Annotated in this window: 7 protein-coding genes, 3 tRNA genes and 4 rRNA genes; 1 reads left to right on the top strand and 13 read right to left on the bottom strand. The window is 51.4% G+C overall.

The window, feature by feature from the left end:
• Positions 1–3 precede the first annotated feature (3 nt).
• Entirely contained in the window at positions 4–348 is a 345-nt protein-coding gene (locus RAC89_RS12185; protein ID WP_284643074.1) for a hypothetical protein, read from the bottom strand.
• 424 nt (positions 349–772) lie between these two features.
• Here RAC89_RS12185 and RAC89_RS12180 point away from each other — a divergent pair, with 424 nt between their 5' ends.
• Complete coding sequence (locus tag RAC89_RS12180; RefSeq protein WP_306613772.1) at positions 773–1,018, top strand: hypothetical protein; 246 nt, start codon at positions 773–775, stop codon at positions 1,016–1,018.
• Between the two features lie 6 nt (positions 1,019–1,024).
• Here the strand turns inward: RAC89_RS12180 and RAC89_RS12175 are convergent.
• The 12 genes from RAC89_RS12175 to RAC89_RS12120 all read right to left on the bottom strand — a co-directional run bounded on the left by RAC89_RS12175 (position 1,025) and on the right by RAC89_RS12120 (position 12,498).
• Positions 1,025–1,114, bottom strand: a tRNA-Ser gene (locus RAC89_RS12175).
• A gap of 50 nt (positions 1,115–1,164) precedes the next feature.
• Entirely contained in the window at positions 1,165–2,415 is a 1,251-nt protein-coding gene (gene serS / locus RAC89_RS12170; protein ID WP_373430016.1) for a serine--tRNA ligase, read from the bottom strand.
• 42 nt (positions 2,416–2,457) lie between these two features.
• On the bottom strand, positions 2,458–3,030 hold the full coding sequence (gene pdxT, locus RAC89_RS12165) for a pyridoxal 5'-phosphate synthase glutaminase subunit PdxT (RefSeq protein WP_306613770.1): 573 nt from the start codon (positions 3,028–3,030) through the stop codon (positions 2,458–2,460).
• A gap of 42 nt (positions 3,031–3,072) precedes the next feature.
• A complete protein-coding gene (pdxS, locus tag RAC89_RS12160; protein ID WP_306613769.1) occupies positions 3,073–3,954 on the bottom strand; it encodes a pyridoxal 5'-phosphate synthase lyase subunit PdxS in 882 nt (293 codons plus the stop codon).
• A gap of 122 nt (positions 3,955–4,076) precedes the next feature.
• Positions 4,077–5,366, bottom strand: a complete 1,290-nt coding sequence (locus tag RAC89_RS12155; protein ID WP_306613768.1) for a D-alanyl-D-alanine carboxypeptidase family protein — start codon at positions 5,364–5,366, stop codon at positions 4,077–4,079.
• 125 nt (positions 5,367–5,491) lie between these two features.
• Positions 5,492–6,949 carry an IMP dehydrogenase gene (gene guaB, locus RAC89_RS12150; protein ID WP_284643063.1) on the bottom strand — a complete coding sequence of 486 codons (1,458 nt, stop codon included), beginning with the start codon at positions 6,947–6,949 and terminating at the stop codon, positions 5,492–5,494.
• Positions 6,950–7,110: 161 nt separating this feature from the next.
• Positions 7,111–7,227, bottom strand: a 5S ribosomal RNA gene (rrf, locus tag RAC89_RS12145).
• Between the two features lie 98 nt (positions 7,228–7,325).
• Positions 7,326–10,238 (bottom strand): 23S ribosomal RNA (locus RAC89_RS12140).
• A 244-nt stretch (positions 10,239–10,482) separates the two neighbouring features.
• A tRNA-Ala gene (locus RAC89_RS12135) sits at positions 10,483–10,558 on the bottom strand.
• A 20-nt stretch (positions 10,559–10,578) separates the two neighbouring features.
• A tRNA-Ile gene (locus RAC89_RS12130) sits at positions 10,579–10,655 on the bottom strand.
• A gap of 54 nt (positions 10,656–10,709) precedes the next feature.
• Positions 10,710–10,826 (bottom strand): 5S ribosomal RNA (rrf, locus tag RAC89_RS12125).
• 137 nt (positions 10,827–10,963) lie between these two features.
• Positions 10,964–12,498: ribosomal RNA gene (locus RAC89_RS12120) — 16S ribosomal RNA — on the bottom strand.
• The 16S, 23S and 5S rRNA genes sit together here with 2 tRNA genes alongside, the layout of an rRNA operon.
• Positions 12,499–12,702: the final 204 nt, after the last annotated feature.

Below are 12,702 nucleotides of genomic sequence, written 5' to 3'. Positions count from 1 at the left end.
ACTCTAGCTTGTAAGATCATGCAGCTGCGAAGCACACTCGTGAATGTGACGAACATAATCATCAATTAGTGTTTGGATCGTCGCTGTGCGTTCATCGACATGCATTCCCGCACTTTCCACATCAACCAGCTCTACCTTCACTTCTCTCGAGTCCACATAAGTACATTTGAAGTCAAAGCTGTAACCGCTGTGCCCAGCCGTTTCAATGGTAATGCGGAGCACCTTCTCGTCTGCCTCATCGGCTACCACCTTTGCCTTATCCGATGAATTTAACACATTCGGCAGCGTCTTATCCCAGGCTTCGGCAAGCTTCTGCTGGCTAATTTGCAGCGTATCTGTTCTGCTCATGAGATTCCACCTCCACGTACTTAAAATGCGGAATCCCAGACCCCTTTATGCGGAAAAGCCGCAGGGGAAATTTAGACAGCACCGTCACCTCTGTCCGGTGGGATACCCCTGCTAGCAGCCGACTGCGATGTATTCCTCTCGAAGCTCATGCTCAGACGAACCTGCGGTTCTCATCCCACCGTCTCTGTCCGACAACAAAAAAACGACCCCGCAAGGTCGTTATGTTTATATGTATGGCGGAGAGGGAGGGGATACGGCTGCCTTCAGCCGACTGCGATGTATTCATCCCGAAGCACTTGCTCCGACGAACCTGCGGTTCTCAACCCACCGTCCCTGTCCGCCAACAAAAAAACGACCCCGCAGGGTCGTTATGTTTTTATGTATGGTGGAGAGGGTGGGATACGGCTGCCTTCAGCCGACTGCGATGTATTCATCCCGAGGCACTTGCTCCGACGAACCTACGGTTCTCATCCCACCGTCCCTGTCCGCCAACAAAAAAACGACCCCGCAGGGTCGTTATGTTTTTATGTATGGCGGAGAGGGTGGGATGCGGCTGCTTGCAGCCGACTGCGATGTATTCCTCTCGAAGCTCATGCTCCGACGAACCTACGGTTCTCATCCCTCTCTGTCCGCCAATAAAAAAACGACCCCACAGGGTCGTTATGTTTAATATGTATGGCGGAGAGGGTGGGATTCGAACCCACGGTAGCCTCACGACTACGGCGGTTTTCAAGACCGCTGCCTTAAACCACTCGACCACCTCTCCAATTGGTGACAAGAAGCATTGTATCACAGATCAAAAACGATTATCAAGCGTTATTTTCTGCTGATCCGGTCAATTCCACCCATATAAGGGCGTAAAACCTCCGGTATCACAATACTGCCGTCCTCCTGCTGATAGTTCTCAAGGATCGCAGCAACGGTGCGGCCAAGGGCAAGGCCTGAGCCGTTCAACGTATGCACAAACTCCGGCTTCGCCTTGGCATCGCGGCGGAAACGAATATTGGCACGTCGTGCTTGGAAATCCTCAAAATTGCTGCAGGACGAAATCTCGCGATAGGAATTCCCGCTTGGAAGCCATACCTCAAGGTCATACGTCTTGGCTGAGGAGAACCCGATATCGCCCGTACAGAGGTTCAGTACACGGTACGGCAGCTTCAACAACTGCAGCACCTTCTCGGCATCCGCCGTCAGCTTCTCCAGCTCGTCATAGGACGTTTCCGGAGCCACCAGCTTCACCAACTCAATCTTATTGAACTGATGCTGGCGAATCAAGCCGCGCGTATCTCTCCCGGCAGAGCCTGCCTCTGATCGGAAGCAGGCACTGAAGGCTACGAAGTACTTCGGCAAATCCTCGGCGGCAAGAATATCCTCCCGGTGATAGTTGGTTACCGGGACCTCAGCTGTCGGGATTAAGAAATAATCCGTATCCGTAAGCTTAAAGACATCCTCTTCAAACTTTGGAAGCTGTCCCGTCCCTGTCAAGCTATCCCGGTTGACGATATAAGGAGGGAGCATTTCCTCATAGCCGTGCTGATCCGCATGCAGATCCATCATAAAGTTCATGAGAGCACGCTCTAAGCGCGCACCGAGTCCTTTATAAAACACAAATCTGGAGCCCGTCACCTTCGCCGCTGCCTCGAAGTCAAGAATGTTCAACTGCTGTGCCAATTCCCAATGAGGCTTTGGTTCATAGGCGAATGCGGTTGGTTCCCCGATACGGCGAATTTCTACATTCTCCTCCTCGGAATGTCCTACGGGAACTGTTCCATGTGGAACATTCGGAATCGACATGACAATCGCGTCCAATTCCGCTTCCAGCACACGAATCTCATCGTCGAGCCCTTTTATGCGATCACCGACAACCTTCATTTCCTCAATAAGGTGGTCCGCATTTTCCTTCGCCTTCTTCAGTGCCGCGACCTCTTGGGATACAACATTCCGTCTATTCTTAAGCTGCTCCACCTCTTGAAGCAGCTCTCTGCGCTTAGCATCCAATTCCGTGAAACGATCCAGCTCTGCAGGAACGCTCCCCCGGTTGGCCATGCCTTGCTTTACTTTCTCCATTTCACTGCGCAACAGCTTTACATCCAACAAGGGAAACCCCTCCTACCTCGTGTCACGTACCATGTCTAGGAAATATGCATGCATCCGTTCATCATCGGTCAACTCCGGATGAAACGAGGCTGCGAGCAAGTGCCCTTGGCGGGCTGCTACAATCTGATCCTGATAGGTCGATAAAATTTCCACACCTGTTCCTACCGATTCAATCAAAGGGGCCCGGATAAACACAGCCCGTACATCCTCACCGATCCCCTTAACCTTCAGATCCGTTTCAAAGCTCTCCCTCTGTCTGCCAAAGGCATTACGGGCTACCTGAATATCCATCACGCCGAGATGAGCTTCATCCTGACCCGTAATCTCCTTAGCCAAGACAATCAATCCGGCGCAAGTACCGAACATCGGTTTGCCTTGGGAAGAAAACTCGCGAAGTCCGTCAATGAACCCGTAAGTGCGCATTAATTTTCCGATTGTCGTGCTTTCCCCGCCGGGAATGACGATGCCGTCCACCTCGGCCAGCTGTTCCCTTTTCTTGACAACAACGCCCTCGGCACCGGCCTTTTCTATTAAACGGATATGCTCAGCTACTGCACCCTGCAGCGCCAATACACCGATTTTCATACCAGCTACCTTCTTCCTTCGCTTACCTTGGCTTCGTTAATCTTACCAGCCGCGTTCGGACATCCGCTCGGAGGCTTGCAGCTTGGAGATCTCGATCCCTTTCATCGGCGTACCCAAATTCTTGGATACTCTGGCGATCAACTCATAGTCTGTGTAGTGTGTAGTTGCCTCCACAATCGCTTTGGCAAACTTCTCCGGATTATCCGATTTGAAAATACCGGAGCCCACGAACACACCATCAGAACCCAAATGCATCATCAAAGCCGCATCAGCAGGTGTTGCAACGCCGCCAGCAGCGAAGTTTACTACCGGCAGTTTGCCAGTCTCATGAACCTGAAGCAGCAGGTTGTAAGGAGCGCCCAACAGCTTAGCTTCATTCATCAGCTCATCGCGGGACATAGCTTGTACCTTGCGAATTTGGGAAACCATCATACGCATATGACGAACGGCCTCTACGATGTTTCCTGTGCCCGGCTCGCCCTTCGTACGGATCATCGAAGCACCTTCCCCGATTCTTCGAAGCGCTTCTCCCAGATCTCTTGCTCCGCATACGAACGGAACCGTAAACTCGCTCTTATTGATATGGTACACTTCGTCAGCAGGTGTCAGTACTTCACTCTCATCGATGTAGTCTACACCCATGGATTCAAGGATTTTTGCTTCGACAAAATGTCCGATCCGTGCCTTAGCCATAACCGGGATGGAAACAGCCCTCATTACCTCTTCCATTACCGTAGGGTCAGCCATACGAGCTACTCCGCCCGCCGCACGAATATCGGAAGGTACCCGCTCCAAAGCCATAACGGCCGAAGCTCCTGCCGCTTCCGCAATTCTCGCCTGCTCTGCATTCATGACGTCCATGATGACGCCACCCTTTTGCATTTCAGCCATACCCTTTTTCACTCTGGACGTTCCTGTCTCCATGTCCGAACTCCTCCTAATCTATACAATAAACTAAAGTCAAATGCCAAATTTAGGCCAAACTAACTAAACAAATATTTTACATGAATCTTCATAAATATACAATAACTATGCCGACATTCCCCTTATCCCTGAGGCGTTCCGCCGAGCATATCTACGAAAAAGTTTTTAATCGCCCGGAAAAACAATCGGAACCAGCCGCCCTTCTCCACATCCTGAGTTGCGATGAGGTTCACAGGGTACTCTTTGCCATTGTAAGTAACCTTGGCAATGCCAAGCACCTGATCCTTCTGAATCGGCGCCTCCAGCTTGCTTGCTTCAATAGGCTCTGCAGTCACAACGAATTCTTCAGGCTTTGCATCCTTTTTAGCAACAATATTCAAACCTGTCTGCGTTACCACAGGTACCTGCAGCTCTACACCTTTTTTAATATGGACGGTTTTCAAGGAATCTATTTCCGACTTCGCCGTAAGCACTTGCTTCAACTGAAAATTGTTAAATCCGTAATCGAGCACCTTGCGGCTTTCTTCAAAGCGCTTCGGTTCCGTTTTTGCGCCCATGATGACACTAATCAAACGAATTCCGTCACGTTCTGCCGTACCGGTAAAGCACCAGCCCGCCTCGTTGGTATGTCCTGTCTTTAGACCGTCCAATCCAGGATAGGCATATCGTTTGAAATTGAGAATATCCTTATTGCCTTCCAGCATCCAGTTCCAATTGACCATTGGTGCTTTATCAGTAGGTCTAAATTTCTGAGAAGGGATTTTCGTAAAATCAAGCACATCTTTATGATCTTTAACAATATTGTATGCTAGAATGGCGGCATCTCTGGCGGTCATTAACGTCTCGCCTTGAATTTCTTTCGGTACGTAAGGAGCTTTCATATCTGCGCGGGACAACCCTGTGGCATTAATAAAGTTGGCTGTTTGGGACATCCCCATCTCTCTAGCCTTTTCATTCATTTTCTTTGCGAAGTTTTCCTCGGTGCCCTCAAGAAACTCCGCCAATGCAACCGAAGCGTCATTACCCGAATAAATCGACATCGCCGAGAACATATCCTTAACCGTGGCCTTCTCATTCTCTGCCAGAAGGTCACCGGAACCAATAACCGTTGCAGCATTAGCAGTCGTATTCACCATATCGGTCATCTTGATCTTACCGTTCTTTACGGCATCCATGACCAGATACTCCGTCATCATTTTGGCCATACTTGCCGGTGGCAGCGCTTCGTCTGCATTAAGCTCGTAGAGCACCTGACCCGTCGATGCTTCCATTAGAATGGCCGATTTCACATCCAGCTTCAAATCCACAGGGTCTGCTGCCATAGCTGCCTGGGGTTGTGTCCAAGCCAGAGACGTAGTAAGTACAATAAGAGCCATAAACGAAGTGGAAACGCGCTTCACTGACTTAAACATCCTCTCACTCCCATTATTCGTATTGTGATTCTTTGAAAACAAGCAACATCTATTTTACCATAAGCCCTAATGCTGTACAAAAAAGAAAAAACAGGAGGAAGTTTCCTCCTGTGGTTTGCAATAAATTAAAGGGAGTAGTTTGGCGCTTCCTTCGTAATCTGAACATCATGAGGATGGCTCTCACGAAGGCCGGCACCGGTAATGCGAATGAACGTTGTATCATTGATCAGCTCTTGGATGGTAGCTGCACCACAGTAGCCCATACCCGAACGAAGTCCGCCGATCAGCTGGTAGATGGTATCCGCAAGTGGTCCCTTGTAAGCCACACGGCCTTCAATGCCCTCCGGTACCAGCTTACTTTCGTTCTCTTGGAAATAACGGTCCTTGCTGCCTTCCTTCATTGCGCCAAGGGAACCCATACCGCGATACACCTTGAACTTCCGTCCTTGGAAAATCTCCGATTCCCCAGGGCTCTCATCCGTTCCTGCGAATAAGCTTCCGATCATTACTGCACTTGCGCCTGCTGCGATTGCCTTCGCTACATCACCGGAATACTTTATACCGCCATCCGCGATGATCGGTACATTGTATTCTCTTGCTACCGCTGCACAATCGTAGATAGCTGTAATTTGAGGCACGCCGATACCGGCAATAACACGTGTAGTACAGATCGAGCCAGGACCGATTCCGACCTTTACGATGGAAGCACCTGCTTCAATCAGATCCCGTGTACCGTCTCCGGTCGCCACGTTCCCCGCACAAATCGGCATATCCGGATATTGATCACGCAAGCGGCGTACTGTATTCAGAATATTGACGTGGTGACCATGAGCGGAATCCACTACGATAAGGTCCACACCGGCCTCTACGAGAGCCGCGGCACGCTCCATGACATCCTTCGACACACCGAGCGCTGCACCGACCAGAAGCCGTCCTTGAGCGTCCTTCGCCGAGTTCGGGAACTGGATGGCCTTCTCAATATCCTTGATCGTGATGAGCCCCTTCAGAATGTTGTTCTCATCCACTAAAGGTAGCTTTTCAATCTTATGCTGCTGCAAAATGATCTCTGCCTGCTGCAATGTAGTTCCTACAGGAGCCGTTACCAGGTTCTGCTGCGTCATCACTTCGCTGATCTTGATTGAGTAATCATGCACGAAACGCAGATCACGGTTTGTAAGAATACCAACCAGCTTCTTCTGCTGATCGCAGATAGGTACGCCAGAGATCCGGTATTTGGCCATTAAGGCTTCCGCGTCGTAGACATGATGGTCAGGCGTTAAATAAAAGGGATTCGTTATAACGCCGCTTTCCGAGCGTTTCACACGATCTACTTCCTCCGCTTGCTGAGCGATCGGCATGTTCTTATGAATGATACCGATGCCGCCCTCCCGTGCCATAGCAATGGCCAGCGCGGATTCCGTTACTGTATCCATTGCAGAGCTCAAGAGTGGAATGTTCAGTTTAATACTCCCCGCCAGCTCCGTAGAGATGTCGATCTCCTTACCGAATACCTGAGACTTTCTAGGAACAAGCAATACATCATCGAACGTCAAGCCTTCTTTACCAAATTTGGTTTCCCACACAACCTTAATCCTCCTTTATTTCTATACCTACCGAAAGATATTATTGCAATCTTAACAAAAGCCCAAAATTGGTGTCAAGCTTAAAGTTCTAATCACCTTTAGTATGCCTTGAATATGAGAAAAAGAGCCTTCCGGGTTTCACCCCATAAGGCTCTTGTGCTGCTTGGCGACGTTCTACTCTCCCAGGACCCTTCGGTCCAAGTACCATCGACGCTGGAAGGCTTAACGGTCGTGTTCGGTATGGGTACGCGTGGTTCCCTTCCGCCATCATCACCAAACGTGATGCTTCTGCCAAGAAACATCTAGGTTGTTGTTCAAAGCGACTTGCGCCTTGAAAACTGGATTCGAAACTTCAGCAAATGTCATATAGCTTTATTTGGATAAGCCCTCGACCGATTAGTATTCGTCAGCTCCACACGTTGCCGCGCTTCCACCCCGAACCTATCTACCTCGTCGTCTACAAGGGGTCTTACATACTGGGAAATCTCATCTTGAGGGGGGCTTCACGCTTAGATGCTTTCAGCGCTTATCCCTTCCGTACTTGGCTATCCAGCCGTGCCTCTGGCGAGACAACTGGTACACCAGCGGTACGTCCATCCCGGTCCTCTCGTACTAAGGACAGCTCCTCTCAAATTTCCTACGCCCGCGACAGATAGGGACCGAACTGTCTCACGACGTTCTGAACCCAGCTCGCGTACCGCTTTAATGGGCGAACAGCCCAACCCTTGGGACCTACTTCAGCCCCAGGATGCGATGAGCCGACATCGAGGTGCCAAACCTCCCCGTCGATGTGGACTCTTGGGGGAGATAAGCCTGTTATCCCCAGGGTAGCTTTTATCCGTTGAGCGATGGCCCTTCCATTCGGTACCACCGGATCACTAAGCCCGACTTTCGTCCCTGCTCGACCTGTTTGTCTCGCAGTCAAGCTCCCTTATGCCTTTGCACTCTTCGAATGATTTCCAACCATTCTGAGGGAACCTTGGGGCGCCTCCGTTACTCTTTAGGAGGCGACCGCCCCAGTCAAACTGCCTACCTGACACTGTCCCCGCACCCGATCAGGGTGCCAGGTTAGAACTCCGATACGATCAGGGTGGTATCCCAACGGCGCCTCCACCGAAGCTGGCGCTCCGGCTTCCTAGGCTCCCACCTATCCTGTACAGATCGTACCAAAGTCCAATATCAAGCTGCAGTAAAGCTCCATGGGGTCTTTCCGTCTTGTCGCGGGTAACCTGCATCTTCACAGGTATTAAAATTTCACCGGATCTCTCGTCGAGACAGCGCCCAAGTCGTTACGCCATTCGTGCGGGTCAGAATTTACCTGACAAGGAATTTCGCTACCTTAGGACCGTTATAGTTACGGCCGCCGTTTACTGGGGCTTCGGTTCACAGCTTCGGGTTTAACCCCTAACCGCTCCCCTTAACCTTCCAGCACCGGGCAGGCGTCAGCCCGTATACTTCGCCTTGCGGCTTCGCACAGACCTGTGTTTTTGCTAAACAGTCGCTTGGGCCTTTTCACTGCGGCCCCCTCGGGCTATTCACCCTACCGAGGCACCCCTTCTCCCGAAGTTACGGGGTCATTTTGCCGAGTTCCTTAACGAGAGTTCTTCCGAGCGCCTTAGCATGCTCTGCTCGCCTACCTGTGTCGGTTTGCGGTACGGGCACCTTCTCCCTGGCTAGAGGCTTTTCTTGGCAGCTTGAACTCATGACCTTCGCTACTATAATTTCGCTCCCCATCACAGCCCAGCCTTACGGTTAGCGGATTTGCCTACTAACCAGCCTCGCTGCTTGGACGGACATCCATCAGTCCGCGTCACTATCCTTCTGCGTCACCCCATCGCTCATAACGGTTCACGGTGGTACAGGAATTTCAACCTGTTGTCCTTCGACTACGCCTTTCGGCCTCGCCTTAGGTCCCGACTTACCCTGAGCGGACGAACCTTCCTCAGGAACCCTTAGGCTTACGGCGGACAAGATTCTCACTTGTCTTTTCGTTACTCATACCGGCATTCTCACTTGTAACCGCTCCAGCTGTCCTCACGATCAACCTTCACCGCTGTTACAACGCTCCCCTACTGCCCATAAATGGACTCATAGCTTCGGTGGTGTGTTTAGCCCCGTTACATTTTCGGCGCAGAGTCACTCGACCAGTGAGCTATTACGCACTCTTTCAATGGTGGCTGCTTCTAAGCCAACATCCTGGTTGTCTTTGCAACTCCACATCCTTTCCCACTTAACACACACTTGGGGACCTTAGCTGATGATCTGGGCTGTTTCCCTCTTGACAATGGATCTTAGCACTCACTGTCTGACTCCCGGGTTAAAGTCTGCGGCATTCAGAGTTTGACTGGACTTGGTAACCCTTGGCGGGCCCCGCACCCAATCAGTGCTTTACCTCCGCGACTCATCACCCGAGGCTAGCCCTAAAGCTATTTCGGGGAGAACCAGCTATCTCCGAGTTCGATTGGAATTTCTCCGCTACCCCCACCTCATCCCCGAATTTTTCAACATTCGTGGGTTCGGGCCTCCAGTGCGTGTTACCGCACCTTCACCCTGGACAGGGGTAGATCACACGGTTTCGGGTCTACGTCTACGTACTTATTCGCCCTATTCAGACTCGCTTTCGCTGCGGCTCCGGCTTCTCACCTTAACCTTGCGCGTAAACGTAACTCGCCGGTTCATTCTACAAAAGGCACGCCATCACTCATTAACGAGCTCTGACTTCTTGTAAGCACACGGTTTCAGGTTCTTTTTCACTCCGCTCCCGCGGTTCTTTTCACCTTTCCCTCACGGTACTGCTTCACTATCGGTCACCAGGGAGTATTTAGCCTTGGCAGATGGTCCTGCCGGATTCCGACGGGGTTTCACGTGTCCCGCCGTACTCAGGATCCGTCTAGAGTCTCGGTTGCTTTCGGTTACGGGGCTGTTACCCACTTTGGCCGGCCTTTCCAGACCTGTTCGCCTACCAACCTGCACTCACATTGACGTCCTACAACCCCAAGGGGCAAGCCCCTTGGTTTGGGCTGTTCCGCTTTCGCTCGCCGCTACTGACGGAATCACTTTTGTTTTCTTTTCCTGAGGGTACTTAGATGTTTCAGTTCCCCTCGTCTGCCTCCTACACAGCTATGTATTCACTGTGTGGTACGTGAGTATTACCTCACGCGGGTTCCCCCATTCGGACATCCCCGGATCAAAGCCTGCTTACGGCTCCCCGAGGCATTTCGTCGTTCGCCACGTCCTTCTTCGGCTCCTGGTGCCTAGGCATCCTCCGTGTGCTCTTATTAGCTTAACCAATCGTTCGAATGATCTTGGTTCTCCGTTCCGTTGTGCTACGCACAAAGTCACTCCAAACTCAAGACATTCTCACTAGCAGCTAAAAGATTGTTCATCTCGCATTCGCTCGATAAACCATCGTATAGATGTTTCGACAATTTGCTTGTTTCGATATCCAGTTTTCAAGGAACAATATCTTTTGTCACAAATTGCGACAAAAACAATCTTACCATACCGACAGTCGTGATGCAAGTGGTAGGTTATGGTGGAGCCAAGCGGGATCGAACCGCTGACCTCCTGCTTGCAAGGCAGGCGCTCTCCCAGCTGAGCTATGGCCCCAAGAGAATATTAACTTAATATGGTGGGCCCTAGTGGACTCGAACCACCGACCTCACCCTTATCAGGGGTGCGCTCTAACCAGCTGAGCTAAGGGCCCGTATGCACTAAAATACTCACAAGAAAAGCCCACCCTTGGTGGGCTTTCTCATGTGCTTGGCGACGTTCTACTCTCCCAGGACCCTTCGGTCCAAGTACCATCGACGCTGGAAGGCTTAACGGTCGTGTTCGGTATGGGTACGCGTGGTTCCCTTCCGCCATCATCACCAAACGATTTACTCGAAAGGCATTGCACCTTTCAAAACTGAACAACGTGGAGAGTGAGTTCGCTGCAACTGTTACATCGTGGAACGATGTCAGTTGTCAGCTATTATGTCCGATGGCCTACAGCCATCATGGACTCCATAGAAAGGAGGTGATCCAGCCGCACCTTCCGATACGGCTACCTTGTTACGACTTCACCCCAATCATCTACCCCACCTTCGGCGGCTGGCTCCTTGCGGTTACCCCACCGACTTCGGGTGTTGTAAACTCTCGTGGTGTGACGGGCGGTGTGTACAAGACCCGGGAACGTATTCACCGCGGCATGCTGATCCGCGATTACTAGCAATTCCGACTTCATGCAGGCGAGTTGCAGCCTGCAATCCGAACTGAGACCGGCTTCTAAGGATTCGCTCCGGATCGCTCCTTCGCTGCCCGTTGTACCGGCCATTGTAGTACGTGTGTAGCCCAGGTCATAAGGGGCATGATGATTTGACGTCATCCCCACCTTCCTCCGGTTTGTCACCGGCAGTCACTTCAGAGTGCCCAACTCAATGCTGGCAACTGAAATCAAGGGTTGCGCTCGTTGCGGGACTTAACCCAACATCTCACGACACGAGCTGACGACAACCATGCACCACCTGTCTCCTCTGTCCCGAAGGCCTGCCCTATCTCTAGGACATTCAGAGGGATGTCAAGACCTGGTAAGGTTCTTCGCGTTGCTTCGAATTAAACCACATACTCCACTGCTTGTGCGGGTCCCCGTCAATTCCTTTGAGTTTCACTCTTGCGAGCGTACTCCCCAGGCGGAGTGCTTACTGTGTTTACTTCGGCACCAAGGGTATCGAAACCCCTAACACCTAGCACTCATCGTTTACGGCGTGGACTACCAGGGTATCTAATCCTGTTTGCTCCCCACGCTTTCGCGCCTCAGCGTCAGTTACAGTCCAGAAAGTCGCCTTCGCCACTGGTGTTCCTCCACATCTCTACGCATTTCACCGCTACACGTGGAATTCCACTTTCCTCTCCTGCACTCAAGTCTCCCAGTTTTCAGTGCGAACCAGGGTTGAGCCCTGGGCTTAAACACCAAACTTAAAAGACCGCCTGCGCGCGCTTTACGCCCAATAATTCCGGACAACGCTTGCCCCCTACGTATTACCGCGGCTGCTGGCACGTAGTTAGCCGGGGCTTTCTTCTCAGGTACCGTCATTTCCAGGGCAGTTACTCCCCGGAACGTTCTTCCCTGGCAACAGAGCTTTACGATCCGAAAACCTTCATCACTCACGCGGCGTTGCTCCGTCAGACTTTCGTCCATTGCGGAAGATTCCCTACTGCTGCCTCCCGTAGGAGTCTGGGCCGTGTCTCAGTCCCAGTGTGGCCGATCACCCTCTCAGGTCGGCTACGCATCGTCGCCTTGGTGAGCCGTTACCTCACCAACTAGCTAATGCGCCGCAGGCCCATCTGTAAGCCACAGCTTGCGCCGTGTTTCCAAGCTCCTCCATGCGGAGAAGCCATCTATCCGGTCTTAGCTACCGTTTCCGGTAGTTATCCCAGTCTTACAGGCAGGTTGCCTACGTGTTACTCACCCGTCCGCCGCTAGGGTCCGAAGACCCTCGCTCGACTTGCATGTATTAGGCACGCCGCCAGCGTTCGTCCTGAGCCAGGATCAAACTCTCCAATAAAGTAAAGTTCGACTTGCTCATTCAAAGCTAGCACGAATCCGAAGATTCGTTTTATTTTCACTCTCTCGTTGTTCAGTTTTCAAAGGGCAATGTTGTCAGCCGTTTCAGCGGCGACTTGATTAATATAACACATTTGCCTAACCCAATGCAAGTTCTTTTTTTATCCAGTCAGCCGAAACTCTTGTCATCTCTAACGTCCTAGAA

This window comes from Paenibacillus sp. GD4, assembly GCF_030846225.1.
In the GTDB taxonomy this organism is placed as follows: domain Bacteria; phylum Bacillota; class Bacilli; order Paenibacillales; family NBRC-103111; genus Paenibacillus_G; species Paenibacillus_G silviterrae.
The sequence above is the reverse complement of the archived record's forward strand: the minus strand, read 5'-3'. Positions and strand labels throughout refer to the sequence as shown.